The sequence below is a fragment of the Clostridium sp. UBA7503 genome, from assembly GCF_002477055.1.
Lineage (GTDB): Bacteria > Bacillota > Clostridia > Clostridiales > Clostridiaceae > Clostridium_J > Clostridium_J sulfidigenes.
The window spans coordinates 18,695-44,475 of the sequence record NZ_DLNT01000028.1; the positions used below are offsets into that span (position 1 = coordinate 18,695).

28 protein-coding genes are annotated in these 25,781 nt (G+C 30.1%); 26 read left to right on the plus strand and 2 right to left on the minus strand.

Features of this window, described 5'->3' with window-relative positions:
• The first annotated feature begins 70 nt into the window (after window positions 1-70).
• The 11 genes from ispE to rho all read left to right on the plus strand — a co-directional run bounded on the left by ispE (window position 71) and on the right by rho (window position 11,864).
• A complete protein-coding gene (gene ispE / locus B3630_RS08105) occupies window positions 71-913 on the plus strand; it encodes a 4-(cytidine 5'-diphospho)-2-C-methyl-D-erythritol kinase (RefSeq protein ID WP_346897099.1) in 843 nt (280 codons plus the stop codon).
• A 231-nt stretch (window positions 914-1,144) separates the two neighbouring features.
• Window positions 1,145-1,345 (plus strand): CLC_0170 family protein, encoded by a 201-nt coding sequence (locus B3630_RS08110; protein WP_346897101.1) that lies wholly within the window; start codon window positions 1,145-1,147, stop codon window positions 1,343-1,345.
• Between the two features lie 64 nt (window positions 1,346-1,409).
• On the plus strand, window positions 1,410-2,894 hold the full coding sequence (locus B3630_RS08115; protein ID WP_346897103.1) for a spore germination protein: 1,485 nt from the start codon (window positions 1,410-1,412) through the stop codon (window positions 2,892-2,894).
• A gap of 28 nt (window positions 2,895-2,922) precedes the next feature.
• A complete protein-coding gene (locus tag B3630_RS08120) occupies window positions 2,923-4,023 on the plus strand; it encodes an endospore germination permease (RefSeq protein ID WP_346897105.1) in 1,101 nt (366 codons plus the stop codon).
• Window positions 4,013-5,191, plus strand: a complete 1,179-nt coding sequence (locus B3630_RS08125) for a Ger(x)C family spore germination protein (protein WP_346897107.1) — start codon at window positions 4,013-4,015, stop codon at window positions 5,189-5,191. The genes B3630_RS08120 and B3630_RS08125 overlap by 11 nt, the downstream gene beginning before the upstream one ends.
• Window positions 5,192-5,304: 113 nt before the next feature.
• A complete protein-coding gene (spoIIR, locus tag B3630_RS08130) occupies window positions 5,305-6,036 on the plus strand; it encodes a stage II sporulation protein R (protein ID WP_346897109.1) in 732 nt (243 codons plus the stop codon).
• A 259-nt stretch (window positions 6,037-6,295) separates the two neighbouring features.
• Window positions 6,296-7,318: a D-alanine--D-alanine ligase family protein gene (locus B3630_RS08135; protein WP_346897111.1), complete on the plus strand. Its 1,023-nt coding sequence runs from the start codon at window positions 6,296-6,298 to the stop codon at window positions 7,316-7,318.
• Between the two features lie 168 nt (window positions 7,319-7,486).
• Window positions 7,487-8,467: a tRNA 4-thiouridine(8) synthase ThiI gene (locus tag B3630_RS08140; protein WP_346897113.1), complete on the plus strand. Its 981-nt coding sequence runs from the start codon at window positions 7,487-7,489 to the stop codon at window positions 8,465-8,467.
• A gap of 86 nt (window positions 8,468-8,553) precedes the next feature.
• A complete protein-coding gene (locus B3630_RS08145; RefSeq protein ID WP_346897115.1) occupies window positions 8,554-8,970 on the plus strand; it encodes a DUF1934 domain-containing protein in 417 nt (138 codons plus the stop codon).
• 75 nt (window positions 8,971-9,045) lie between these two features.
• On the plus strand, window positions 9,046-9,984 hold the full coding sequence (locus tag B3630_RS08150) for a sigma-54 interaction domain-containing protein (protein WP_346897117.1): 939 nt from the start codon (window positions 9,046-9,048) through the stop codon (window positions 9,982-9,984).
• A gap of 374 nt (window positions 9,985-10,358) precedes the next feature.
• Window positions 10,359-11,864 (plus strand): transcription termination factor Rho, encoded by a 1,506-nt coding sequence (rho, locus tag B3630_RS08155; protein ID WP_346897119.1) that lies wholly within the window; start codon window positions 10,359-10,361, stop codon window positions 11,862-11,864.
• Between the two features lie 95 nt (window positions 11,865-11,959).
• Here rho and rpmE read toward each other — a convergent pair whose 3' ends face one another.
• On the minus strand, window positions 11,960-12,169 hold the full coding sequence (gene rpmE, locus B3630_RS08160; protein WP_035135372.1) for a 50S ribosomal protein L31: 210 nt from the start codon (window positions 12,167-12,169) through the stop codon (window positions 11,960-11,962).
• A gap of 229 nt (window positions 12,170-12,398) precedes the next feature.
• On the opposite strand from rpmE, the gene B3630_RS08165 reads away from it, so the two are divergent.
• The 9 genes from B3630_RS08165 (at window position 12,399) to upp (ending at window position 19,609) form a co-directional block, all read left to right on the plus strand.
• Window positions 12,399-12,998: a thymidine kinase gene (locus B3630_RS08165; RefSeq protein WP_346897121.1), complete on the plus strand. Its 600-nt coding sequence runs from the start codon at window positions 12,399-12,401 to the stop codon at window positions 12,996-12,998.
• A gap of 73 nt (window positions 12,999-13,071) precedes the next feature.
• Entirely contained in the window at window positions 13,072-13,983 is a 912-nt protein-coding gene (locus tag B3630_RS08170) for a DUF1385 domain-containing protein (RefSeq protein WP_346897123.1), read from the plus strand.
• Between the two features lie 22 nt (window positions 13,984-14,005).
• Window positions 14,006-14,857 carry a peptide chain release factor N(5)-glutamine methyltransferase gene (prmC, locus tag B3630_RS08175; protein ID WP_346897125.1) on the plus strand — a complete coding sequence of 284 codons (852 nt, stop codon included), beginning with the start codon at window positions 14,006-14,008 and terminating at the stop codon, window positions 14,855-14,857.
• A gap of 74 nt (window positions 14,858-14,931) precedes the next feature.
• Window positions 14,932-16,008, plus strand: a complete 1,077-nt coding sequence (gene prfA, locus B3630_RS08180; RefSeq protein WP_346897127.1) for a peptide chain release factor 1 — start codon at window positions 14,932-14,934, stop codon at window positions 16,006-16,008.
• A gap of 32 nt (window positions 16,009-16,040) precedes the next feature.
• The gene (locus B3630_RS08185; RefSeq protein ID WP_346897129.1) at window positions 16,041-16,625 is read left to right on the plus strand and encodes a hypothetical protein; all 585 of its coding nucleotides are present in this window, start codon (window positions 16,041-16,043) and stop codon (window positions 16,623-16,625) included.
• A gap of 45 nt (window positions 16,626-16,670) precedes the next feature.
• Window positions 16,671-17,417, plus strand: a complete 747-nt coding sequence (locus B3630_RS08190; RefSeq protein ID WP_346897131.1) for a ZIP family metal transporter — start codon at window positions 16,671-16,673, stop codon at window positions 17,415-17,417.
• Between the two features lie 28 nt (window positions 17,418-17,445).
• The gene (locus B3630_RS08195; protein ID WP_346897133.1) at window positions 17,446-18,495 is read left to right on the plus strand and encodes an L-threonylcarbamoyladenylate synthase; all 1,050 of its coding nucleotides are present in this window, start codon (window positions 17,446-17,448) and stop codon (window positions 18,493-18,495) included.
• Window positions 18,496-18,509: 14 nt separating this feature from the next.
• The gene (gene rpiB, locus B3630_RS08200; protein WP_346897135.1) at window positions 18,510-18,959 is read left to right on the plus strand and encodes a ribose 5-phosphate isomerase B; all 450 of its coding nucleotides are present in this window, start codon (window positions 18,510-18,512) and stop codon (window positions 18,957-18,959) included.
• Window positions 18,960-18,979: 20 nt separating this feature from the next.
• Window positions 18,980-19,609 (plus strand): uracil phosphoribosyltransferase, encoded by a 630-nt coding sequence (gene upp, locus B3630_RS08205; RefSeq protein ID WP_346897137.1) that lies wholly within the window; start codon window positions 18,980-18,982, stop codon window positions 19,607-19,609.
• A gap of 171 nt (window positions 19,610-19,780) precedes the next feature.
• On the opposite strand, the gene B3630_RS08210 is transcribed toward upp, so the two are convergent.
• Complete coding sequence (locus tag B3630_RS08210) at window positions 19,781-20,329, minus strand: NADH peroxidase (protein WP_035135384.1); 549 nt, start codon at window positions 20,327-20,329, stop codon at window positions 19,781-19,783.
• A gap of 821 nt (window positions 20,330-21,150) precedes the next feature.
• Between B3630_RS08210 and B3630_RS08215 the strand changes: the two genes are divergently transcribed.
• The 6 genes from B3630_RS08215 to atpA all read left to right on the plus strand — a co-directional run bounded on the left by B3630_RS08215 (window position 21,151) and on the right by atpA (window position 25,750).
• Window positions 21,151-21,525, plus strand: a complete 375-nt coding sequence (locus B3630_RS08215; protein WP_035135386.1) for an ATP synthase subunit I — start codon at window positions 21,151-21,153, stop codon at window positions 21,523-21,525.
• A 4-nt stretch (window positions 21,526-21,529) separates the two neighbouring features.
• Entirely contained in the window at window positions 21,530-22,210 is a 681-nt protein-coding gene (locus tag B3630_RS08220; protein ID WP_346897139.1) for a F0F1 ATP synthase subunit A, read from the plus strand.
• 83 nt (window positions 22,211-22,293) lie between these two features.
• The gene (gene atpE / locus B3630_RS08225; protein ID WP_035135390.1) at window positions 22,294-22,542 is read left to right on the plus strand and encodes an ATP synthase F0 subunit C; all 249 of its coding nucleotides are present in this window, start codon (window positions 22,294-22,296) and stop codon (window positions 22,540-22,542) included.
• A gap of 129 nt (window positions 22,543-22,671) precedes the next feature.
• Window positions 22,672-23,151 (plus strand): F0F1 ATP synthase subunit B, encoded by a 480-nt coding sequence (locus B3630_RS08230; protein WP_346869181.1) that lies wholly within the window; start codon window positions 22,672-22,674, stop codon window positions 23,149-23,151.
• A 2-nt stretch (window positions 23,152-23,153) separates the two neighbouring features.
• Window positions 23,154-24,197: a F0F1 ATP synthase subunit delta gene (locus B3630_RS08235; protein WP_346897141.1), complete on the plus strand. Its 1,044-nt coding sequence runs from the start codon at window positions 23,154-23,156 to the stop codon at window positions 24,195-24,197.
• Between the two features lie 38 nt (window positions 24,198-24,235).
• Window positions 24,236-25,750 (plus strand): F0F1 ATP synthase subunit alpha, encoded by a 1,515-nt coding sequence (gene atpA, locus B3630_RS08240; RefSeq protein ID WP_150844162.1) that lies wholly within the window; start codon window positions 24,236-24,238, stop codon window positions 25,748-25,750.
• Window positions 25,751-25,781: the final 31 nt, after the last annotated feature.

Consider the following 25,781-nt stretch of genomic DNA (forward strand, 5'->3'; position numbering starts at 1 on the left):
CACACTTATAAGTTTCTTGACGTAAAGGGTAAAAAGGATTATTCTCATTTGTAGTGAGGTGTATGAATAGATGAAGGTAAAAGCTTATGGTAAAATAAATATAGTCCTTGATATTATTGGGAAAAGAGAAGATGGATATCATCTTTTAAGGATGATTATGCAAACTGTTAATATATATGATGAATTAACTTTTAATAAAGGAGCAGAAGGAATACATATTACAAGTAATAAGGAATTTGTACCTACAGATAATAAAAACCTTGTGTATAAAGCAATAGAGTTATTTTGCCATACCTATGGCATAAAAAGAGAGATGGAAGTTCATATTGAAAAGAATATTCCTGTAGAAGCTGGCATGGCAGGAGGAAGTACTGATGCAGCAGCAGCTTTAAGAGCTATGAGGGATATATATAGGCCAAATGTTAGTAATGAAGAACTTAGATTACTTGGAGTTAAACTTGGAGCAGATGTACCATATTGTATAGAAGGGGGAACGGCTCTTTGTGAAGGGATTGGAGAAGTTATAACTCCCCTTAAGGATTTTAAAGATAAACTAATGGTAGTTGTTAAGCCAAATTTTGGGATATCTACAGTGGATACTTATAAGGGGTTTAAGCTTAATGAGGTAAAGGTTCATCCAGATGTGGAAGGTGTTATAAAAGCTATGGATAGGGATGATGTTAAATATGTAGCTGATAATATGATGAATTTACTAGAGCTTGTAACAATAAAGGATCATAAGGAAATTGAGGATATAAAGGGCTTTATGTGCAAAGAAGGCGCACTAGGAGCAATGATGAGTGGAAGTGGACCTACTGTTTTTGGTTTTTTTAATGACATTAATAAAGCAAATCAGTGTGCGGATAGGTTACGGGATAAATATAAAGAGGTTTTTGTCACAAGAACCATCTAGAATTTCTTTAGAAAATAATAGCTACAATATAATTGGGGATAAGAGTGTGATTCAAGGAGAATTGCACTCTTATTTTTCCGTTAAATTAGATTTTAAGAAGGTTAAAGGATCATGCTAAGAATTCTGTTTATGAATATAAACTTTATATTAAGGTAAAACTAGGTTTGCAGGAAATTGTTAAGGTTCCAGATAACTGATAAATTAAAATATAAATTTGAAGGATGATAATTTATGATGAGACTTTTTATTGAAAGATTTGATATATACCTAGTAATACTAATATTAGTATCTGGGTATATGATGGTAGGTAGCGATGTAAGGTATTTTTCAAGAGAGGATAAGCATAAAGCTAAAAAACAAAGTTTAGTAATTGGGATAGCTATGATGTTAGTTGTGGTTGGAATGTTTATTGTGAGAGGAATCGTTATCTAAAATAATAGATACAGAAGAAATTAGTTTTTAAATTTTGTGGCACTGAAGGGAAGGAGATATCTATATGAAGGCTCAAATTCGTGAACATATTTCTAATAGCACAAGAGAAAACATGGATTATCTTAAGAAATTATTTAAAGATACGTCTGACATGGTATTTAGGGAATTTAAGTTTGGAGATATTCTTTGTGGAGTCATATATATAGATGGTATGGCAGATAAGGAATTATTAAATGATTTTTTACTTGAACCTATGATGAAGATGAGTGGAAATGTAACAGATTCTAAGGAGATAAAAGATAAAATTATAGCTATATCTGATATGAGAGAAGTTAATAAGTTAAGTGATGGAATTACTGCAATATTATCAGGTGAAAGTTTAGTTTTAATAGATAACCTAAAAGGAGCATTAGTGGTAGCTAATAGAGCTTGGCCTAATCGTGGAGTTAGTGAGCCTTCAGGAGAGACTGTAATACGTGGATCTAGGGAAGGCTTTACAGAAACTATTAGGTTTAACACAGCACTTCTTAGAAGAAGAATTAGAGATGTAGGACTTAAAATTGAGGGAAGACAATGTGGTGTTAGATCTAAAACGGATATGGCTATAGTATACATAGATGACATAGTAAATACTGATGTATTAGAAGAGTTGAAGGAAAGATTAGATAGAATTGATATTGATGCAATTTTAGATAGTGGTTATGTTGAACAATTTATTGAAGATAATGATAGGACTCCATTTCCTCAAGTACAAAGTACTGAAAGACCAGATGTGGTAGCTGCTGCTTTATATGAAGGAAGAATAGGAATAATTGTAGATGGCTCACCTTTTGCATTAATTGTTCCAGCGGTATTAGTGGATTTCTTTCAATCACCAGATGATTACTATACAAGTTGGATAAGTGGAAGTATGGTAAGGTTCATCAGAATTGTAGGAATACTGGTATCTTTAGTTTTACCTGCTTTGTATGTAGCTGTAACCACATTTCACACAGACTTAATTCCTACAAAACTAGCATATGCTATAGCTTCATCTAGAGAGGGAGTACCCTTTGCTGCCTATGTAGAGGTATTACTCATGGAAGCTAGTTTAGCTTTTCTAGTTGAAGCTATTATAAAATTACCGAAACCAGTTGGTTCTACTATTGGTATAGTTGGAGGACTTATAATAGGTCAATCAGCTGTAGAGGCAGGACTCGTTAGTCCTATAATGGTTATAGTTTTAGGTCTTACAGCAATAACAACATTTTTAATACCTAACTATACAGTAACTTCAGCCTTTACTTATTTTAGAATAATGATTATTATTCTAGCAGCAGTTTTTGGTTTGTATGGAATAATGCTAGGTATTATATTCTTAATAATTCATTTAACAAGAATAAAAAGTTTTGGAATACCATACCTTGCTCCAGCAGTAGATTTAATTTGGAGTGATTTAAAAGACCTATATGTAAGAATGCCATTTAAAGTCTTTAAAGATAGGCCACATTTCTTAAAACCACAAGATAAAGTAAGACAAAAAACTAAAAGACAAGGTGGTACTAAATAAGGTGTTACCATAGCTGGGAGGTTGAAATATGAAAAATAAAGGATTTATTGAAGAATTTGCACTCTTTGCTAGCTTATCAGTATCCATGATAGGGGTAGGAGTTTTTTATGCTCCCGCTATTGTAGCTAAATATGTAGGAGCGGATAGTTGGATATCTGCAATAATAGCAGGAATTGCAATTTGTTTAATTCTTTTTTGTATATACGAAATAGTTAAAATAAATAAATATAAGGATATTACACCCATATTAAAAGATACCTATGGAGGCGTTTTAGGAACAATAATATCTTTAATATATTCATTGGTGATAATAATTGTATTATCATTTTCTCTTAGGGTATTTTCTGAGGTTATAACCATGTATCTTTTAGTTAATACACCTACTGAAGTAATAATAATAACATTTATATTTATAGGGATGTATTTAAGTCGTGGAGGCCTTTCTAATGTAGTACATTTTAATGAAATAGCCTTCTGGGTTATGTTTTTACCTTTAGCAATAATTTTATTGTTAACTTTACCAGAAGCAAATTTTAAAAATCTTTTACCAATAGGTGCTTCGCCTATTCAAAACTACTTTATATCTAGTTTTGAAATGTTATTTTTGTTTAATGGCTTTTCTGTTGCTTTTATTTTGATACCCTATGTAAGAGAAAAAGGAAAGATTGGTCCTATTTTGAGAAGAAGTAGTATTTTTGTAGGTCTGTTCTATGTAATAATATTTATCTTAGTGTCTGCTACTTTATCATCAGTACAAACTGCTGAAAGTATATTCCCAACCATAACAATGCTACAATCTATAAGTTCAAGAAGTGGATTTTTGGAAAAATGGGATGGTTTAGTTATGTCCTTGTGGGTAATATTTTATTTTACATCCTTTGCTAATATATATTACTTTGCTTCTTCGATATTAAAAGAGAGTCTTAATTTAGATGATATTAGAACATCATCTATGATATATGTCCCTATAGTATATTTAGCAGCTATGATACCTAAAAGTATTATAGAAGTTAGAAATTTAAAATTTGGATATTTAAGAATTGGTTTCATTACAACAATTATAGTTGTGATAGGGATAACTTTATTATTAAGCTATATAAAGAAAAGGAGGATGCAAAGTGAAGAATAAGATAATAAAACTTATTCCTATAATGATTATATCTTTACTTCTTACTGGATGTTGGGATAGTGTAGAGATTGATAGAAAAGCCTTTGTATCTACCATAGCAATAGATGTAGGTGAAGATATTAAAGTTAGAAGTGAAATAATAAATTCTAAGGACAATACATCAAAAGAGAGTATTGAAGATAATAATACATTAAGAGTTACTTATGGATTTCCAGACATTAGAAATATGGATTCTAAAAAGGGTACTGCTTCAGAACTTTCTATAACGGTAGAAGGGTATTCAATGACAGATACATACTTTAAAGCCCTTGCAAAGAGTAGTAGAACTCTTCACTTTGGACATAGTAAACTATTACTTTTAAGTGAAGACTTATTTAAGTATCCTGAAGTTTTACAAGAAGTAATGGATTATATTGAAAGAGAACCAAGTTTAAATAGAACAATTATGATGACTATAGTTAAAGGAAAGGCCAAGGATTATGTGGAAGTTAAGCCTGTAACTGAAGAAAATATAGATAATTATATTACTAGTCTTATGGGTAACAGTAGTAAGAATGGGACAATAGCACCTGTAAATTTAACAAAATACATAGATATGGTTAAATCTTACAATTCTAGTGCGTTGCCAGTCTTTTCTCTTGAAAATGAAAAAGATATACAGCTTACAGGTATGGCTATTATAAAAGATTTTACCATAAAGGATTATTTAGATAATAATCAGATGACAGATGTTCAAATACTTAGAGGAGATATTGGTTCTTGTAGAAAGGCTATAAATAAAGAAGGGCATAATATAGATTACTATATAAAAAATGTAGATAGAGATTTACATATAGACTATGGAGATAATAAATTAAAGCTTAAGTACACCATTGATACAGAAGGTACTTTAAAGGGGTATTATGCTAAAGCAGAATCTTTAGATAGTGAGGTTATAAAGGAGATTGAACAGCAATTTAATGAGTCTATTAAAAAGGACTTCCAAGAGCTTATAGATTTTACTAGAAATAATTTAAAAGTAGATGTATTAGATATTGGAAGTGATATTAGAAGGTTTCATAAAGGAATTTGGGATGAAGTAAAAGATAACTGGCCACAGGCTCTTGAAAATGCAGAAATATCTATTGAAGTGAACAATGATATAAGAAATATAGGGTTATCAAATTAAATATTAAAAGTATGATGTTCTAAAATATTAATAAAAATATTATTAAAAGTGAATATAACTTGTCCATGTGGTAACAATTAAGATATAATTTTAAGTTTTAGGAGGAAGAAACAATGAAAAAAATTATATCTATAGTTGTTACCATATTTTTTATAGTTATACTTTTAGTTAAGATACAGGGAGTTGAAGCAGCTAATTTTATTTCTGAAAATAAGATGTCTGATAATGTTTCAATAGAAGATATATCCGGAAAGTTAATTAGGTTTCACGTTATTGCTAATAGTGATAGCGAGAAAGATCAAAATCTAAAGCTTAAAGTTAGAGATAAAGTTTTAGAATATGTACAACCACTTTTGAAAAATAGTAAAAATATAGAAGAATCGAGAGCGATTTTAAGTAGAGAAAACGAAAAAGTTCTTGAGATAGCGAGAGAAGTTATAAAAGAAAATGGTTATGACTATTCTGTAGAATCTACCCTAGATAAGGAGAATTTTCCTGTTAAAACTTATGGTAATATTACCTTGCCTCAAGGACAATATGAAGCATATAGAATAATAATTGGAACTGGTGAAGGCCAAAATTGGTGGTGTGTTATGTTTCCTCCTATATGTTTTGTAGATATAACAAAAGGTGAAGTTGCATATGAAGAGACTGAAGAGGAAATGAAAAAAGTTTTAGATGATGAAGAATTCAATATGGTGGATAACACTAATTCAGAAAATGTTAGTAGCGAAAAAATAGAGGAGATTAAAGAAGTTGGTGATGCTTTAGCGGATAATACGGAAGATAATAATATAGTAATAAAATTTAAAATAGAAGATATATTGAAAAATCTGTTTAAATAATATTGAATATGGTAGTGAACATATATAAAATATAAGGAGTATAATTTATTTATGTTCACTATTTAATCCGATGACTAGCAGCTCTAATACTCCCATCTTTTTCGAAGAGGGAGTGTAAGAGCTGCTACGTCCCTGGATAACGATTTCCCCTAAAGGACAACGAATTCTAAGTATCGAAAATACTGATACTAAGAACTTTGTTAATTTTAACAATGAATAAATTGTACCAAGGATAAAATTATTGTTAGGAGTGATAAATATGAAGAAGGTAGCAATACTATTTGGAGGACAATCAACAGAACATGAGGTGTCTAGGGTATCTGCAACATCTGTGATAAATCATATAGATAAAGAAAAATATAGTATATTTCCAGTAGGTATAACTAAAGAGGGAAAATGGTTTCTTTATAAAGGTGATATGGAGAATATAGGAAATGGAAAATGGGAAGAAGACTTTAAAAATCAAGTTGAAGATGGAATTAAATTATTACTAAATAAAGAGGTAGATGTAGTATTTCCTGTACTTCATGGTATGTATGGTGAGGATGGTACTATTCAAGGGCTATGTAAACTGATGAAATTACCATGTGTAGGTCCTTCAGTTATGAGTTCAGCTGTATGTATGGATAAGGTTTATACGAAATATCTTTTAGAACATGAAGGTATAAAACAAGCAGACTATGTAGTGGTAAATGCCTTTGATTATGGAAATGATAGTGAAAAATTTATAAATGAAATTGAACATAAGTTAGGGTATCCTTGTTTTGTAAAACCGGCTAACAGTGGTTCTTCTGTAGGAATAACTAAGGCTCATGATAGGAAAAGTCTTGAAAATGGATTAATAGAAGCTTTAAAACATGATAGAAAGATTCTTGTGGAGGAAGGATTAAATGCTAGGGAAATAGAAGTTTCTGTACTTGGAAATGATGACCCTAAAGCTTCAGTTCCAGGAGAGATAATACCAGCTAAGGAATTTTATGATTATGAAGCTAAATATTCTAATGTAGAATCTAAACTTCTAATTCCAGCTAACTTAAATAATGAAGAGATGGCTACTATAAGAAATCTATCCCTTAAAATTTATAAGAAGTTAGATTGTGCTGGTATGGCGAGGGTGGACTTTTTAGTAGATAAGGAAAGTGGAGAAATATATTTAAATGAAGTAAACACTATACCAGGCTTCACAAGTATAAGTATGTATCCTAAGATGTGGGAAGCTACAGGGTTATCCTATAGTAATCTTATAGATAGGTTAATTGAACTGGCAGTTGAAAGAGGTTAGTAAATAAAATTTACTAACCATTACTTTCAAGTTGCTAGTAATAAAAGAAAATAGTAATATTATTATATGTGTTATTTTTAATATTTCCATAAGAAAGATATTAATATACTATAGATTAGAGCAAAAGATACAAGATAAAGAAACTAAGAGAGTTAGGTGGAGAAAAAAATGACAAGAGCATTAGCTATGGTTTCAGGCGGTTTAGATAGTATTCTTGCAGCAAAGTTAATTAAAGATCAAGGAATTGAGGTTATTGGAATATGCTTTAAATCTTATTTTTTTAACGAAGAAAATGCAAGAAGAATGGTAAAACAGATAGATATTCCTTTAGAAGTAGTAGATTTTAAGGAAGAACATTTTAAGATGGTTAAAAATCCTAAAAACGGATATGGGAAAAATATGAATCCTTGTATCGATTGTCATGCTATGATGATGAAGTACTGTGGACAACTCTTAGAAAAATTAGATGCAGATTTTATTATAACTGGAGAGGTTTTAAATCAAAGACCTATGTCTCAAAATAGAAGTGCATTAGATAAAGTTAAGAATGAAAGTGGGATAGGAAGCAAAATTCTTCGTCCTCTTTGTGCTAAAAATCTTAAACCTACAGAGATGGAAGAGAAGGGACTTGTAAATAGGGAAAATCTTTTAAATATTCAAGGTAGAGGAAGAAAGGCTCAAATGGAACTTGCTGATAAATGGGGAATAAAGGAATATCCATCACCAGCAGGAGGATGCAAATTAACAGAACCAAATTATTCTGTTAGGTTAAAAGAACTTTTATCTCATAACCAAAATCCGGAGGAACGAGAACTTGAATTACTTAGAATAGGTCGTCATTTTAGAGTTACACCTAGGGCTAAGGTTATATCTACAAGAACTCAAGAAGAAGGAGAAATGATAAAAAGTCTTCTTAAGGAAGGTGATACAATACTGTTAGTTCAGGACTTTAATGGTTCTATGATAGTAATTATAGGTGAAGCCACAGAAGAAGTAATATCTATTGCAGCTAAGATTGCCATAAGATATAGTAAAGGTAAAGATGAACCAAAGGTCACTGTTAGATATTCAGAGTTTGGAAGTAAAGATCACAGAACTGTGGAAGAAACTTGTGCAACTGATGAGGAAATAAATTCTTATATTATATAGAAAAGTTTTTAGAAGAGTAAATAAAATAGCCTTAGAGTTTAAATATATTTTAAATAAGATTCTTAGGAAGAATAGAGGTAAATATTATGGATAAGGGTGCTATAATTAGAGTAAGTAGTATACAGAATAATGATGAGGATGAATGCATTGAAATTGTTAGTCCAGGATTATTTTTCAAAGAAGATGATGAGTATGTTGCTACATATGAAGAAACAGAACTTTCGGGTTTAGGGGATACATTAACTACTTTTAGAATAGGTGAGAATTATTTTAATCTTATAAGAGAAGGAGACGTAAATACTAATATGGAGTTTAAAAATGGGAGTAGTTCGTCTATTCTTTATAATACTCCTCATGGTGGATTGTCTATTAAAATTAAAACTAATGATGTACATATAGATATGAATGAAGCTGGTGGGAAAGTAAAAGTTGACTATGATGTAATAATAGCTAAAGACCAAATTATTAATACTAAGCTTGTAACTACCATAAATGTTAAATAGTACAAAAATATTTTACTTAGAAGCTATGCAGAATTATATAATGCATAGCTTCTATTATTAAAGGGGTTGTGAATTTTGTATAACTTTGAAGATATAATTGGGAATAGTAAGGAAATTAGAAATGTTAAAGAATTAGCTATGAAGGTATGTAATTCAAAATCTCCAATTTTCATTTATGGTGATACTGGCACAGGAAAAGAATTGATAGTACAAGCTATACATAATAGTTCAATAAGAAGAAAAAAACCCTTTATAGCACAGAACTGTGCTGCAATTCCAGACAACTTGCTAGAGAGTATTTTTTTTGGAGTAGGAAAAGGTGGTTTTACTGGAGCTATAGAGTCAGAAGGGTTATTTAATATAGCCAATGGTGGTACTTTGTATTTAGATGAGTTAAATTCTATGGATATAGTTTTTCAAGGTAAGTTCTTAAGGGTTCTTCAAGAAGGGGAATTTAGAAGAATAGGTGAGACTATCACTAGAAAAACAGATATAAGAATAATAGCATCAGTAAATGAGAATCCTGACTTTTTAGTTAAGAGTAATAAATTAAGAAAAGATTTATACTATAGACTTAATGTTATAAGAATTAACATGCCTGAATTAAATGCTAGAAAAGAGGACATACCTATGCTTGTATCAATGTTTATAAAAAAGCATAATAAAAGATTAGGTACTAGTGTTAATGGAATAGATAGTTATGCATTAGAAGTTTTAATGAAAAAAGACTATGATGGAAATGTGAGAGAATTAGAACATTTAATCGAAGGTGCTTTAAATTATAAAAGACATGGAGTTATTGAAATATCTGATTTGCAATTAGGAAATATTACTGAAAGTTTGTCCCTTAAAGATAAACTTGTGAATATGGAAATTAAATATATAAAGGAAGCTTTAATTATTAATAGTAAAAATGTAAGTAAAGCAAGTAAATTTCTTAATATACCAAGGCAAACACTTCAATATAAAATAACTAAGTATAATATAATGGATTTGATAGATAAGGATAAGTAGTTTAAAATTATAATAGATTATTTAAATAGTTTAGTTCCGTATATGTATAGATATGTTTGGTTAAAATGATAAACAGAGTTCTTAGATTTTTCAACCTAAAGTAAAATATTTATTGATATAAAAATAAATATTTTACTTCGTAATAGATTTTTTGAAAATATAGTGTATACTTATATAGTAAAATCTATGCTACAACAAGTTTAGTTATATATAATTATATGAATATATTAAATAAACAATATAAAATTTTAATACATTTTAAAAGAAAGCTTCAAACTTCAATCATTTATAAATAATATCGAATTATATTAATCATATAAATATTATTTTCCAAAGTTACATTTAAATGAAATATACAATTAGGAGGTGATCCTTTGAATAGTGAAAATTTACATAGCATGAGTGTTATAGAATTAAAGAGTATTGCAAAGGAATTAGGAATAAAAAATATTACTAAGTTTAAAAAGAATGAATTAATTGAAGAAATTGAAAGAGTATCTTTAAAATCTGTTGAGATTAAAAATGAAGAAGATTCCCATAAGGATGATGAACAAATACAACCTGCTCAAATAAAAAAAGAAGGTATAATTCTTAAGGAGAAACTTACTAAGAAAGATTTAGAAGAAGATAATAGTAAAAATGAAGTTATTAGTAAAGGTTTGGATAATGAAGAATCAAAGGAAACTGTATTGGAAGAAAAGGTTGATAGTATAGAAGAAAAGCGTGAAAGATTAAAGAGCTTAATAAGTGAATCAGAAACATCAAAAGGAATATTCGAATTAAGTGACAATGCTAATTTTGGATTGCTTAGAATGAATAACTATTTAAGTGGAAATAACGATATATATGTTTCAATATCCCAAGTTAGAAGATTTAATCTTAAGAATGGTGATGAAGTAGAAGGTAAAGTAAGAAGTTCTAAAGAAGGAGAAAAATATCAAGCTCTTCTACAAGTAACAAAAATAAATGGTGAAAATCCAGAGAGAGCTGTTGGAAGAACATCTTTTGAGAGACTAACTCCTATATATCCTACAGAGAGATTGAAATTAGAAACCGAGGATTCTAAAGATTTATCAACTAGATTAATGGACATATTATCACCTATAGGGAAAGGTCAAAGGGGTGTAATAGTTGCTCCACCTAAAGCGGGAAAGACTTCTATCTTAAAGAAAATTGCTCATAGTATAGCAATGAATCATCCAGAAGTTAAAGTTATAGTACTTCTTATAGATGAAAGACCAGAAGAGGTTACAGACATGCAAAGATCTATTAAGGGAGATGTAATTTACTCAACCTTTGATGAAGAGCCAGAACATCATGCGAAGGTAGCTTATATGGTACTTGAAAGAGCAAAGAGGATGGTAGAACAAGGACAAGATGTAATAATTCTTTTAGATAGTTTAACAAGATTAGCTAGAGCATATAATTTAACAATAACTAGAACGGGTAGAACTCTATCAGGTGGATTAGATACAGGAGCTTTACTTATGCCTAAAAAGTTTTTTGGCGCAGCTAGAAATGTTGAGGAAGGCGGAAGTTTAACTATTCTTGCTACAGCATTGGTTGAGACTGGAAGTAGGATGGATGATATGATTTTTGAGGAGTTTAAGGGTACGGGGAACATGGAAGTACACCTTGATAGACAGCTACAAGAACGCAGAATCTTCCCAGCTATAGATATTTATAAGTCAGGAACTCGTAGAGAGGATTTGCTTCTTACAAAATCACAGCTTGAAGTTAGTTATAACATAAGAAAGATTATGTATAAGACAGGAAACCCTCAAGCTGTTACTGAAAAACTTATAGGAATTTTATCAAAAACTAACAATAATGAAGAATTTTTTGAAATTGTATCTAAAAATCAAGATATATTAAAATAGATTATATGAAAAGCCATAGGTAGAGTTTATACCTATGGCTTTTGGATATAAAAAAATAGGAGAAGTATTCTTCTCCTACATAAAAATATATATGATTATTCGCTTTTAAGGTTGAATTTTTTCATAAACTTGTCAACTCTTCCACCAACGTCTACATTCTTTTGCTTACCAGTAAAGAATGGATGACATTTTGAACAAATATCAACTTTTAATTCTGATTTAACAGAACCTGTTACAAAAGTATTACCACAAGCACACTTAACAACAGCTTCGTCGTTATAGTTTGGATGTATTCCTTCTTGCATTTCATTTCACCTCTTTCGATATAACATACATACCCGTATTATCAACTATTAGATTATAACATAGAGATAAAATAAGGTCAATATTATTATTAATTGTATTAGAGCTGGTAGTCATTGGATAAAACATTTATTTTTGAAAATGTACTTATAATATTAATTTGATTAATGGAGTTTTTTCTACTAAAATAATATTGTGTGATTAATTGATGGACTTTGGAGGAATATTACTATGAGTAAACTATATTTTAGATATGGAGCAATGAATTGTGGAAAGTCCACAAATCTTCTTCAAGTAGCTTATAATTATGAAGAAAGAGGAATGAAAGTAATAATAATTAAACCCAAGACTGATACAAAGGGCGGAAATAAAATTGTATCTAGGCTTGGAGTTACAAAAGAAGTAGATTTAAGTTTTTCTAAAGGAGAGAATATTTTTACTGCTGTAGAAGATTATATAAGGAAAAATGGACAAATTCACTGCATACTAGCAGATGAAGTTCAGTTTTTTACAAAAGCTCAAGTTGATGAAATGTTTATGATAGCTGTTAAATTAAATATTCCAGTTATATGCTATGGTTTAAGAACAGATTTTCAGATGGAAGGCTTTGAAGGTAGTGGGCGACTTTTACTAGTAGCTCATAGTTTAGAGGAGCTAAAAACAATTTGTAAATGTGGTAAGAAAGCTATATTAAATGGAAGAAAGATTAATGGTAAATTTGTTTTTGAAGGTAATCAAGTTGCTATTGATAATGAAGATAATGTAGAGTATGAGTCTCTTTGTGCAGAATGTTATATTAAGTATGAAGAAGAAGCATTAAATAGTAAATAACAACTAAAATAATAGGATACTTATATTAAAATAATATTATGAAGTTAGAAAGAAATAGAAGGTAGGTGTAAAAATGGAAAAGAAGACAACGGTCGGGGGACAGGCAGTTATAGAGGGTGTAATGATGAGGGGAACTAAGGGGCTTGCTACTGCTGTAAGGCTTCCTAATGGTAGTATTGAAGTTAAAAAAGAATCAAGTGAAAGCTTGACTAAGAAAAATAAATTTTTTGGATTTCCTATAATTAGAGGATTTATATCGCTTATAGAATCTCTAATTATAGGTATAAAAAGCTTAGAGTATTCAGCTTCCTTCTTTGAGGATGATGAGGAAGAGTCAGAATCTAAATTTGATAAATGGTTTGACAAAGTTTTTAAGGAGAAAGGAAATAGCGTACTAATGGGTATATCATTAGTTCTTTCCATAGTTTTTTCTATATTGCTCTTTTTTATTTTACCAACGGCATTGACTAGTTTGGTGAAAAAAACAATAACATCTAATGTGGTAGTTTTAAATATTATAGAAGGGATAATAAGAGTCATAATATTTATAGGCTATATATTTATTGTTGGAAAACTAGAAGATATAAACAGAGTATATCAATATCATGGAGCTGAGCATAAAACTATATTTTGCTATGAAAGTGGTATAGATTTAACACCAGAAAATGCTAAGAAATTTGGAAGACTCCATCCAAGGTGTGGAACTAATTTTTTATTCTTAGTTATGGTTATTAGTATAATTATATTTTCCTTCACGGGATGGCAATCTATAGGTCAGAGAGTGATTTCTAGAGTATTATTACTACCAGTAGTATCTGGAGTAACTTATGAGGTTATAAAATGGCTAGGAAAGAGCGATAGTAAAATATCAAAAATTATTGCATGGCCAGGGTTACTTTTGCAAAAAATAACAACACAAGAACCGGATGAATCTATGCTTGAAGTTGCAATAACTTCATTAAAAGCTGCAGAGGGGTTAGAATGAATTATAGTGAATGAGGAACAATATGAATATAAATGAAGCGTTAATAAAGGCATATGGTATATTAAAAAGCAGTGATATTGAATCATACATAATAGATGCACAGCTTCTATTATGTAGTGTTTTAAATGTAGAAAAGTTGTATATAATTATGAACAGGTCAGAAATATTAACTTTAGATAAAGAGCAAGAGTTTTTTAAACTTATAAATTTAAGAAGTTGCAAAAAACCTATGGCATATATCCTAGGGAAAGTTGAATTTATGGGTATTAACTTTTTTGTAGAAGAGGGAGTGTTGATACCAAGACCAGATACAGAGATTTTAGTAGAAGAGTGTATTTCTATAATAAAGAAAAATAATATAAGTTTAATATGTGATATGTGCTGTGGAAGTGGAGCTATTGGAATTTCAATAGGACATTATGTGGAAAATAGCAAAGTGTGGTTATATGACATAAGTGATATAGCATTAAATGTAACTAAAAAAAATATTTCAAATTTAAATTTAGGAGAAAAGACCAATGTAAATAAAAGTAATTTATTTCAATTACCTATAAAAGAAGGTTTAAAATTTAATATGATAGTGTCAAATCCACCATATATTAAGGAGGAAGTAATTCCTACGCTTATGGAAGGTGTTAAAGACTATGAACCTCATCTAGCTCTTTCAGGAGGTAAAGATGGGCTTGATTTTTATAGAATGATATGCAAAGAAGGAAAAGCGGTACTTTCCTCTGATGGATATTTGTGCTTTGAAATAGGACATGATCAGGAAATGGAAGTAAAATATATCATGAAAACTGAAGGATTTAGTGATATATATAGTTTAAAGGATTTGGGTGGAAATCACAGAGTTGTCATAGGAAAGTTACCATAAATAATATTTTTATGGTATAATGGAATGATGTAAAAAATTAAGATTTATGATTAAATTACGGAGAGTGTTAATATATGTTAGAGAGATTAGGTTTTTTGGAAAACAAATATGATGAATTATCAAATAAAATTAGTGATCCTAGTGTTATGGCTAATCAAAAGGAATGGCAGAAGCTTTGCAAAGAGCATGCTGAGTTAGAGATAATAGTAGGAAGGTATAGAGAATACAGAGATGCTGAAAATGCATTAGCTGAAAATAAAGAGATGTTAAATGAAGAATCAGATAGAGAAATGAGAGAGATGATTCAAGAAGATATAAAGGCATTAACAGAACAATGTGAGAAGGCTAAGGAAGAAATAAGGATATTATTATTACCTAAAGATCCCAATGATGATAAAAACGTATTTATAGAAGTTAGAGGTGGAGCTGGCGGAGATGAAGCAGCCTTATTTGCAGCCAATTTATTTAGAATGTATACAAGATATGCAGAGCGTAACAGATGGAAAGTAGAAATAATGAGCGCTAATGAAACTGATATTGGTGGATTTAAAGAAGTAGTATTCATGGTTAAGGGTGATAAGGCTTATAGTAAGTTAAAGTATGAAAGTGGAGTGCATAGAGTTCAAAGGGTACCTGACACGGAATCAAGTGGTAGAATCCATACATCTACAGCCACTGTTGCAGTACTTCCAGAAGTTGAGGACGTAGATATCGACATAAATATGAATGATATAAAAATAGATGTGTTTAGAGCTTCAGGAAATGGTGGACAGTGTGTTAATACAACAGATTCAGCAGTAAGAATGACTCACTTACCAACAGGACTTGTAGTTTCATGCCAAGATGAAAAATCACAGCTTAAAAACAAGGAAAAGGCTATGAAAATATTAAGAGCTAGACTATATGAAGCAGCAGAAGCAGAAAGAGCTAAAGGAATTGCAGATGATAGAAAGAGTCAAGTTGGAACTGGAGATAGAAGTGAAAGAATTAGAACCTATAACTATCCTCAAGGAAGGGTTTCAGATCACAGAATAGGATTAACTCTGTATAAGCTTGAAGCGTTTCTAGATGGCGATATAGATGAAATGTTAGATGGATTAATAACTGCTGACCAAGCCGAAAAAATGAAGGCAATGGGAAATGGTATTTAGATGTTAAATTTTGTAAGGTGGAGGATTACTTAATGGATATAGATAAAGTCCTAAAGAAGCAAAGAAAATCTTACAAAAGGTTTATGCTATCTATGGGCTTTATTTTTATAATATTGCCTATAGTGTTGCTTATAGCTAAACAAATAAATATATTTTTTATTATATATCTTTGTGTTATTGAAAGTTTAATATTATTTTCTGTACTAATGAGATACAATGAAGAATATTTAAAATTTCAATTATATGAAGATAAAATACTAATATCTATTTTAGGTGGTAGAATAAAATATAAAATTCACTATAGTAAAGTAGCAATTATTCATACAATACATCAAGAAAAATACTTTGATATATTGATAATAACAAAGTCTAAGTTTAGAAATAAAAGATTGAGATTGGTTACGAATAAAGTGCTAGAGAGATTCAATGGTATAGGGAAATATTATGTTAAAGTAAAAATGCCTAAGGATGATGACTACTATTACTTTGTAGTAAAACGAGGTGGAGTAAAGAAATATATGCTATTAGATCTACTTTTTAAGTATTGTGTAACTGCTGTATTTACTGAGGATGCTATAGCTAATATAAAAGAATATAGAAAACAGAATAAAATATAGAATTTATAAATATATTTTACTAATAATAATTTTCAAGGAGAAATTATGAATAGTACTATATTTATAATAGGAATTTTTTCTGCCATAGTATCTCTAATAGGAACTATGGTTGGTGCATTAATTGGAGTATCCTTAAAAAATCCTACTGACAAGTTATTAGGAGTTTTATTGGCAGTTGCTACAGGGATAATTATATCAATAATTTTTTTAGAACTTATACCAGAATCAATTGATAAGATCGGCTTTATTAGAACTCTCATAGTTATAATTATTGGAGTAATAGTTATATATTTTATAGATTGTTTGATTAAAGTAAGTAGCCACAGTAATGATAGAAACCCAAGTATGATAAATCATACAAAAGTTGCAATATTAATGGCCTTAGGGTTAATGATGCACAACTTTCCAGAAGGTATTATAATGGGTTTTGGATTTGTTAAAGGTTCGGGATTAGGTATAAAGATGAGTATATTAATATCCATTCATGATATACCAGAAGGAATTGCCATGGCAACACCATTAATAGCTGCTGGCAAGAAACCATTTAAAATTTTATGGTATAGTTTTTTAGTAGCATTTCCAACTGTTATAGGAGCTTGGATAGGTATGTTAATTAATTCCATATCATCTGCATTTTTAGGTTATAGTATTGCCTTTGCCAGTGGGATTATGCTTTATGTAGCTTTTGGGCAAATGCTTCCGGAAAGCAATGAATTGCATAGTAGTTATACAAATGCAATGTGGATTATATTTGGAATTATATTTGGGTTTATAATGATAAATTTATTTTAATGGATTATTGAAGTGGGTGTTAATAGGTATGAAAACAAAGGTTATGATGTTAAGTGAGGAGACTCCAGATGAAAGTGTAATAAAAGAAGCAGGAAAAGTTATAAAAGATGGTGGCCTTGTAGCCTTCCCTACGGAAACTGTATATGGATTAGGTGCTAATGCGTTAGATAGTAAAGCAGTAGCTAAAATTTTTATGGCAAAGGGTAGGCCGCAAGATAATCCTCTTATTATTCATGTAGGGGATTATAATATAGAGCCCTACGTTAAAAATGTACCAATTGTAGCAAGAGAAATAATAGAAAAGTTTTGGCCAGGACCAATAACCATAATACTTGAGAAGACTGAACTAGTTCCACAAGTTACTAGTGCAAAGTTGCCTACTGTGGGAATTAGAATGCCACAGAATAATATCGCTATAAGTTTAATAAAAGCCGCTGGAGTACCTATAGCAGCGCCTTCAGCTAATATATCAGGTAGACCTAGCCCTACTGATATGGAAAGTTGTGTTGAAGATTTAGATGGAAAGGTAGACTATATATTAGGAGGAGAAAATAGTATTGTAGGTGTAGAATCAACTATAGTAGATTGTACAGTTTCCCCTATATGTATTTTGAGACCTGGAGCTATAACCTTAGAGATGTTAAGGGAAATAGATAATAAGGTTTATATAGATCCATCTATATTATCAAAACCTAAAGAAGATTTTAAACCTAAGGCACCAGGAATGAAATATAGACATTATGCACCGAAGGCTCCTGTGAAGATAGTAGATGGTGATATAGATAAAGTTGTTGCAAAAATTAATGAAATAGTATTAAATTATATTAAACAAGGTAAAAAAGTTGGAATCATTGCAACTGATGAAACAAAATCTTTATATAATAAAGGAACTGCTGTTTCTATTGGAGCAAGATGTGATATAGAAGATATAGGTAAAAATTTATTTAGGGTTTTAAGAAGTTTTGATAGTATAGACATTGATATAATTCTTTGTGAAGCATTTGAAGAGAGTGGAGTAGGTACTGCAGTAATGAATAGGCTTAAAAAAAGTGCTGGCTTTAACATATTAAAAGTATAATTGGAGGGATAAATATGAAAATAGCAATAGGCAGTGATCATGGTGGTTTAAGATTAAAAAAAGAAGTAATTAAACACTTAGAGAAAAAGAACATAGAAGTTAGGGATTATGGTACATATACAGAAGATTCTTGTGACTATCCAGACTTTGCTGAAAAAGTGGCTGAAGCAGTAGTTGCTAAAGAATATGATTATGGAGTTTTAATATGCGGTACAGGAATTGGAATAAGTATATCAGCTAATAAAATACCAGGAATAAGAGCAGCGCTATGCAGTGATACTTTTAGTGCACATGCAACTAGAGAACATAATAATGCCAATATATTAGCAATGGGAGAAAGAGTTGTAGGAACCGGACTTGCTTTAGATATAGTTGATGCATTTCTTGGATCAACCTTTGAAGGTGGAAGACACGAGAATAGGGTTAACAAGATAATGGAGATAGAAAAAAAATATAATAAATAATTTTAGGAGGATAAGAACATATGAGTAAAGTTACACAAATAGACCATCCATTAATACTACATAAATTAGCATTCATGAGGGATATAAATACGGGGTCTAAGGACTTTAGAGAATTAGTAGAAGAAGTTGCTATGCTTATGGCTTATGAGGTTACTAGAGATATGCAACTAGAAGAAGTAGAAATTGAAACGCCCATAGGAATTACAAAGTGTAAAGTTCTTGCAGGAAAGAAAATGGCAATAGTACCTATACTAAGAGCTGGACTTGGAATGGTTGATGGAATGCTTAAGCTTATACCAGCAGCTAAAGTTGGTCATATAGGTATGTATAGAGATGAAGAAACTTTAATGCCGGTAGAATACTTCTGTAAGTTACCTCAAGACATAGAAGATAGAGATATCATAGTAACTGACCCAATGCTTGCAACTGGAGGCTCAGCTATAGATGCAATAAATGCTCTTAAGAAAAGAGGGGCTAAAAATATAAGACTTATGTGTCTTGTTGGAGCTCCAGAAGGAATTAAAGCTATTATGGAAGCACATCCAGATGTAGATATATATTTAGCATCAATAGATGAGAAGTTAAATGAACATGGATATATTGTTCCAGGATTAGGTGATGCTGGAGATCGTTTATTCGGAACTAAGTAGTATATTATTTAAATTGTAATATTGCCCTGATTAGATTTAGATTTCTAATTAGGGTATTTTTCTAAGAAAATAATATTAACGTATTAGATTACATACAAAAAGGAGCTCTAGTTAATACTAGAGCTCCTTATATTATTTAGGTAAATTTTATTAAATTGGGGGAATGGGGGGTTATTTACCAAAATATCTTTGTAATAAACCGTTGAAAGCAGCACCGTGTCTAGCTTCATCTTTGCACATTTCATGAACTGTATCGTGAATTGCATCTAGGTTTAATTTTTTTGCTAATGTAGCAAGGTCTTTTTTACCTTGGCAAGCACCATGCTCAGCATCAACTCTCATTTGTAAATTAGTTTTTGTATCTGCTACAACCACTTCTCCTAATAATTCAGCAAATTTAGCTGCGTGTTCAGCTTCCTCAAATGCTATTCTCTTATAAGCTTCAGCTACTTCAGGATATCCTTCTCTATCTGCTTGACGGCTCATTGCTAAGTACATTCCAACTTCTGTACATTCTCCAGTAAAATTAGCTCTTAATCCTTCGATTACTTCTTGATCAACTTCTGCTGCAATTCCTATTCTGTGTTCATCAGCCCAAGCTAGGTTGCCTTCTGATTTTTCTACAAATTTATCAGCACCTGCTTTACATACTGGACAAAACTCTGGAGCTGAATCTCCCTCGTGAATATAACCACAAACTGTACATACAAATTTTTTCATAAATATTTCCTCCTTAAATCTTCATGTTATATTAATATTTGTTTTTAGATTTTCTTAATGTATTTATCTTATGAACTTATTATATACTATTAAATAATAATTATCAAGAGAAAATTATTATTTTTTATTATTTTTTTTAGGTAATAAAAAAATAATATAATTTTATTATATTACTTAATAAGGTTAAGATCATATCATGTTGTTTATTTTAATATAAAGTTCAAATATTTATAATTTAAGTTAGTATAGAAATAGCATCGATAAGATACAATAAAAATAACTTTAAAGGATAAAAGTAAAGTAATAAGCCTAAAAAAAATGTTTATATACATAAGAGTAGCATTTATTAGTTAGAATTTTGAATAAGTTAATAAATATTTAATCAATATTAAGTAAAATTAAACGGAGCATCCATTTTTACAATAAATACAATGCATAAAAAATTGCATACAATGAATATACAATTATATACTTATATATATATAAAGTGTAATGTAGAGGTTTAAATTGATTCATTATAGCTTAGCAAAGAACATTTTGGTAATAAATCTTTTAATTCAGAAAATAATTGATATTTTAAATTCTTTTGACTACTTATTGTAAATTTTCAGTTTTAACAGACAAATGAATAAAAGTTTTTTTAAATAATCCTTTTATTGTAAAACCTCAAAAAATGTAGCAAAGCAGAGAGAACTTGTACTATTATTGATTATTTACTTCTTTAGAACTAATTTGACCTAATTTGGTGAAAATTTAGGTTTTAGAAGATTTGAACCTAGATGTATAATATCATATATGCAAAAGCGAGGTGGTCCAATCCAATGAATAAAGAGTGCTCAGAGGTTATTAAGCTTGTTGGCTTATTTGATTCTATTATAGGAATTATAGTTTCATTAATTTTAATGTTATTCTTTAACTGGATATCCTGGTTTTTTTTATTGGGGATAATTTGTAGTTTTGTGAATTTTATTATTAACTCACTGACAACTGAAATGATTATTATGAAGGATAAGAGATTTAAAGGTTTATTAATACTTTTATCCTATATAGTTAGAATAGGACTTGTTTGTGGAATATCTCTCGCTATAATTAAGAAAAGTGAGGTGAGCTTTTTTATTTTTATTGCAGGATATACGGCTCAGCTATTAGCTATATTATGTTATGGTTTTAGCTTGAAGAGCCAGAAAGGAGTATGATGTTATGGAAGAAATGGCACCTTTGTTTGCAATTAATATCTTTGGATATAAATATGAAGTTATGTCAAGTGTTTTTATGCAATGGGTATTTATTGCATTGGCATTGGTTTTATCCATTATATATAGTAGAAAGGTTAAAAAAGTTCCAGGCAAGGTACAAAGCATTGTAGAAGTTGGAATAGAATTTTTATCTAATGTAGTTAAAGATAACATGGGACCAGGTTCAAGTCCTTTTATTCCTTACATAGGATCCTTAGGAATTTATTTATTTTTATTAAATATGGTAGGGTTATTTGGAATAAAACCCCCTACATCAGATTTTAGTGTAAGCTTAGGAATTGCACTTACTACTTTTTTTGTAATTCAAGGGCATACTATTAAAAAGCTAGGTCTTTGGGGTTACTTTAAAGGATATGCATCTCCTGTACCATTGTTGTTACCAATAAATATAATGGAGAGAATTATGCTTCCAATATCATTAAGTCTAAGACTTTTTGGAAATATATTTGCAGCAACAATGATTATGGAACTTCTATACGGAGCTCTTACAGGATTAAATTTTATTGCAGCAATAGGATTACCTATACCGTTCCATTTCTATTTTGATATATTTGATGGAACCATACAAATGATTATTTTTGTAATGTTAACAATGATTAATATTAAGATTACAGCAGAACATTAAAAACTAAATTTAACTAAATAAAAATTATTAATAGTAAATTACTATAAATATAAAAAATATTTATTTTTGAGGAGGAATTATAAATGGATTCAGCAGCTTTTATAGCAGGAATGTCAGCATTAGGAGCAGGTATAGCAGCACTTGCGGTTATTGGTGGAGGATTAGGAACAGGAAATGCTACTGGTAAAGCAGTAGAGAGTATAGCAAAACAACCAGAGGCTAGCAGTAAAATAATGAGTGCTTTAATAGTAGGAGGAGCTTTATCAGAGGCCACAGCTATATATGGATTTTTACTTGGATTATTATTAATATTATTCGGAGTAAAAGGTTAATATCTTAGTAAAAATATTGAGAAGGAGGGTGTAGTTCCATATCTTAATTAGTTGCATTTTGAAGAAGATATAGTAGGAGTATAGTATATATTTGTGATTAAATTAAGAGGATGATGTGGAACGTAGCTTATGAATATTGATTGGAGTATTATAGTACCATCAACCATCAATTTCTTTATATTTTATTTAATACTAAGAAAATTTGTATTTAATAAGACTTTAGCAGTTATCAATACTAGAAAAGAAGAAGTGGAAAGTGCTTTTAAAAAGGCTAGAGATGAAGAAGAAAGAGCAAAGTTATTAAAGCAAAAGTATGATGAAGATGTTATAAGATATAGAAATGATGGCTTGAAATTAGTAGAAAGTTATAAGCAAAAAGCTGATAAAGTCTATGCTGAGATAGTTGAAGATTCACAAAGAGAAGTAGCTAACATAAAAGAACGAGCTACTAAAGAAATAAAAAGGGAAAGAGAAAAAGCTAGTAAAGAAATTAAGCAAGAAATTATTGATTTATCCATGAAACTTGCTGAGAAAACTTTAGAGAAAGAAATTAATGAAGAAAGTCACAGAGAGTTAATTGATAAATTTATAGCTAAGGTAGGTATTTAAAAATGTATGAATTTTTAGATAGGCGGTATGCTCTAGCTCTTTATGAAATGTGTAAAGAAGCAGGTAATATAGAAACTGTTTTGGAAGAACTAGGTGAAATAGTTGAGGAAATGGATAATAATGAAGGACTTATAAAGATTATCAGAAATCCTCAAATTAATAAGCACAATAAAAAGAGAATATTTGAGGAATTATTTAAGGGTAAGATAGAGGATGAACTTTTAAGTTTTTTACTATTACTTATTGATAAAGGAAGGATACTTTATCTAAGAGAAAAGTATAATCAGTTTAAATTAGTATACCTTAAAAATAATAATACCGTTGTAGCTAAAATTAAGTCTGTAATTCCATTAAATAATAATGAACGAGAAACTATTAAAAGTAAGTTGGAAAAACGTTATGAAAAAACAGTAATAATAGAGGAAGAAATAGATAAATCTCTATTAGGTGGAATGTTGATATCTGTTGGAGATGAAACCATAGATGGAACTATTAAGACTAAACTTATGGATCTTAAAAATATATCAGAAGGTAACGTAGGTAGATATAACTTTAGTGAGCTTAATAAAGAATTATTAGCAGATATTATAACAAATAAACCTCTAAATGAGGAAGAAACAAAAAAATTAAGAGGTTGGCTAATGGATTTCTATAGTAGAGAAATTGTCATAAATAATATAGTAGATGAGTCTTACAAAAATGATATCAAAGTTATTATAGGTGAAGATGTAACTACTAAAGCTACAATTGATGAGATAGTTAATAGTGAAAAATGTAAGATTGGTAAGGCTAAATCTCAAGAGTGTATTATAGATTTAGATGAAAAAGGCAAAATTCTTAATGCTACAGTTAGGACTGTAATTCCACTAACTGATGAAGAGAGAATTAAGTTAACTAAAGGACTTGAGAAGTTCTATAGTAGAAAAATAGTAATCCATGAAGAAATAGATGAGAGTATAGTTGGTGGAGTATTAGTTAAAATAGGAAATGATATTACTGATGGAACAGTAAAAAGTAAGCTTAGATATGTTAGAGATGACATGTAATACAGGCTTTAAATCGTGGTGAGAATAGAGGTGGAATCATGCATATTAAACCAGGTGAGATAACATCTATTATAAAAAGAGAATTAGATAGATATGAAAGTCACATTAACACTATAGATTCTGGAACTATAATCCAAATTGGAGATGGTATAGCTAGAATATATGGATTAGATAATTGTTTAGAAGGAGAGCTATTAGAATTTCCTAATAACGTATATGGAATTGCCCTTAACTTAGAGCAAGACAATGTTGGATGCGTATTATTAGGCTCTGAAGAAGGTATCAGAGAAGGTGATATAGTAAAAAGAACGGGTAGAGTAGTAGAAGTACCTGTTGGTGAAGCTCTTATAGGAAGAGTTGTGGATTCTCTAGGAAATCCTATCGATGGTAACGGAATGATAGTAACTTCAGAATATAGAGCTGTAGAAGTAGAAGCACCAGGAGTTATAGAGAGACAATCAGTAAAAAGCCCTATGCAAACAGGTATAAAGGCTATAGACTCTATGATTCCAATTGGGAAAGGTCAAAGAGAGTTAATTGTAGGAGACAGACAGACTGGAAAAAGTGCATTAGCAATAGATGCTATCATAAATCAAAAGGGTAAAAATGTAACTTGTGTTTATGTAGCTATAGGTCAAAAACAGTCAACTGTTGCTAATATAGTTAATACTCTAAAGGCTGAAGGGGCTATGGACTATACAATAGTTGTAGCTGCAACGGCATCACAATCTGCATCTCTTCAATATTTAGCACCTTTCTCAGGATGTTCAATGGCAGAATATTTTATGTATAAAGGTGGAGATGCACTTATAGTATATGATGATTTGTCTAAGCACGCTGTTGCTTATAGAACTATGTCATTATTACTTCGTAGACCACCAGGAAGAGAAGCTTATCCAGGAGATGTATTCTATCTTCACTCAAGACTTTTAGAAAGAGCAGCAAAACTTTCTGATGACTTAGGAGGAGGATCATTAACTGCTCTTCCAATAATAGAAACTTTAGCAGGAGATGTTACAGCATATATTCCTACAAATGTAATATCTATAACAGATGGTCAAATTTTCTTAGAATCTGACTTGTTCCATGCAGGTCAAAGACCAGCAGTAAATGCAGGTATATCAGTATCTAGGGTTGGAGGAAATGCACAAATTAAAGCTATGAAACAAGTATCATCAACCCTTAGAATAGAACTTGCACAATATAGAGAACTTGTGAACTTTACTCAATTTGGATCAGATTTAGATAAAGAAACTGTTAAGAGACTTGAAAAGGGTAAAAGGCTTATAGAAATATTAAAGCAGGGACAATATGCTCCTATGGATGTAGAAAAGCAAATAATAATAATATATTGCGGAGTGAATGATTTCTTAAGTGATATTCCAGTTCATAAGGTTAAAGCTTTTGAAAAGGAATTTTTAGAATATATAGGTACTCATTATAGAGACATACCAAGTTCTATAAAAGAAAAACAAGAATTAGATTCAGAAATAAAAGAAAGACTTAATATGGCCATAACTGAATTTAAAAAAGTATTTTTAACTGAAATTTAGAGATATCACCTAAATTTTTAGGAGGTGAAAA

Excerpts from the sequence above, each read along its gene's own strand:
- B3630_RS08120 (WP_346897105.1), top strand. The coding sequence starts at position 2,923 with ATGAAAAATAAAGGATTTATTGAAGAATTTGCACTCTTTGCTAGCTTA.
- atpA (WP_150844162.1), top strand. The coding sequence starts at position 24,236 with ATGCATATTAAACCAGGTGAGATAACATCTATTATAAAAAGAGAATTA.
- upp (WP_346897137.1), top strand. The coding sequence starts at position 18,980 with ATGAGTAAAGTTACACAAATAGACCATCCATTAATACTACATAAATTA.
- prmC (WP_346897125.1), top strand. The coding sequence starts at position 14,006 with ATGAATATAAATGAAGCGTTAATAAAGGCATATGGTATATTAAAAAGC.
- B3630_RS08215 (WP_035135386.1), top strand. The coding sequence starts at position 21,151 with ATGAATAAAGAGTGCTCAGAGGTTATTAAGCTTGTTGGCTTATTTGAT.
- spoIIR (WP_346897109.1), top strand. The coding sequence starts at position 5,305 with ATGAAAAAAATTATATCTATAGTTGTTACCATATTTTTTATAGTTATA.
- B3630_RS08140 (WP_346897113.1), top strand. The coding sequence starts at position 7,487 with ATGACAAGAGCATTAGCTATGGTTTCAGGCGGTTTAGATAGTATTCTT.
- B3630_RS08145 (WP_346897115.1), top strand. The coding sequence starts at position 8,554 with ATGGATAAGGGTGCTATAATTAGAGTAAGTAGTATACAGAATAATGAT.
- prfA (WP_346897127.1), top strand. The coding sequence starts at position 14,932 with ATGTTAGAGAGATTAGGTTTTTTGGAAAACAAATATGATGAATTATCA.
- B3630_RS08135 (WP_346897111.1), top strand. The coding sequence starts at position 6,296 with ATGAAGAAGGTAGCAATACTATTTGGAGGACAATCAACAGAACATGAG.
- B3630_RS08230 (WP_346869181.1), top strand. The coding sequence starts at position 22,672 with ATGAATATTGATTGGAGTATTATAGTACCATCAACCATCAATTTCTTT.
- B3630_RS08190 (WP_346897131.1), top strand. The coding sequence starts at position 16,671 with ATGAATAGTACTATATTTATAATAGGAATTTTTTCTGCCATAGTATCT.
- B3630_RS08220 (WP_346897139.1), top strand. The coding sequence starts at position 21,530 with ATGGAAGAAATGGCACCTTTGTTTGCAATTAATATCTTTGGATATAAA.
- B3630_RS08110 (WP_346897101.1), top strand. The coding sequence starts at position 1,145 with ATGATGAGACTTTTTATTGAAAGATTTGATATATACCTAGTAATACTA.
- ispE (WP_346897099.1), top strand. The coding sequence starts at position 71 with ATGAAGGTAAAAGCTTATGGTAAAATAAATATAGTCCTTGATATTATT.
- B3630_RS08115 (WP_346897103.1), top strand. The coding sequence starts at position 1,410 with ATGAAGGCTCAAATTCGTGAACATATTTCTAATAGCACAAGAGAAAAC.
- rpiB (WP_346897135.1), top strand. The coding sequence starts at position 18,510 with ATGAAAATAGCAATAGGCAGTGATCATGGTGGTTTAAGATTAAAAAAA.
- B3630_RS08165 (WP_346897121.1), top strand. The coding sequence starts at position 12,399 with ATGAGTAAACTATATTTTAGATATGGAGCAATGAATTGTGGAAAGTCC.
- atpE (WP_035135390.1), top strand. The coding sequence starts at position 22,294 with ATGGATTCAGCAGCTTTTATAGCAGGAATGTCAGCATTAGGAGCAGGT.
- B3630_RS08170 (WP_346897123.1), top strand. The coding sequence starts at position 13,072 with ATGGAAAAGAAGACAACGGTCGGGGGACAGGCAGTTATAGAGGGTGTA.
- B3630_RS08185 (WP_346897129.1), top strand. The coding sequence starts at position 16,041 with ATGGATATAGATAAAGTCCTAAAGAAGCAAAGAAAATCTTACAAAAGG.
- B3630_RS08235 (WP_346897141.1), top strand. The coding sequence starts at position 23,154 with ATGTATGAATTTTTAGATAGGCGGTATGCTCTAGCTCTTTATGAAATG.
- B3630_RS08210 (WP_035135384.1), bottom strand. The coding sequence starts at position 20,329 with ATGAAAAAATTTGTATGTACAGTTTGTGGTTATATTCACGAGGGAGAT.
- B3630_RS08195 (WP_346897133.1), top strand. The coding sequence starts at position 17,446 with ATGAAAACAAAGGTTATGATGTTAAGTGAGGAGACTCCAGATGAAAGT.
- rpmE (WP_035135372.1), bottom strand. The coding sequence starts at position 12,169 with ATGCAAGAAGGAATACATCCAAACTATAACGACGAAGCTGTTGTTAAG.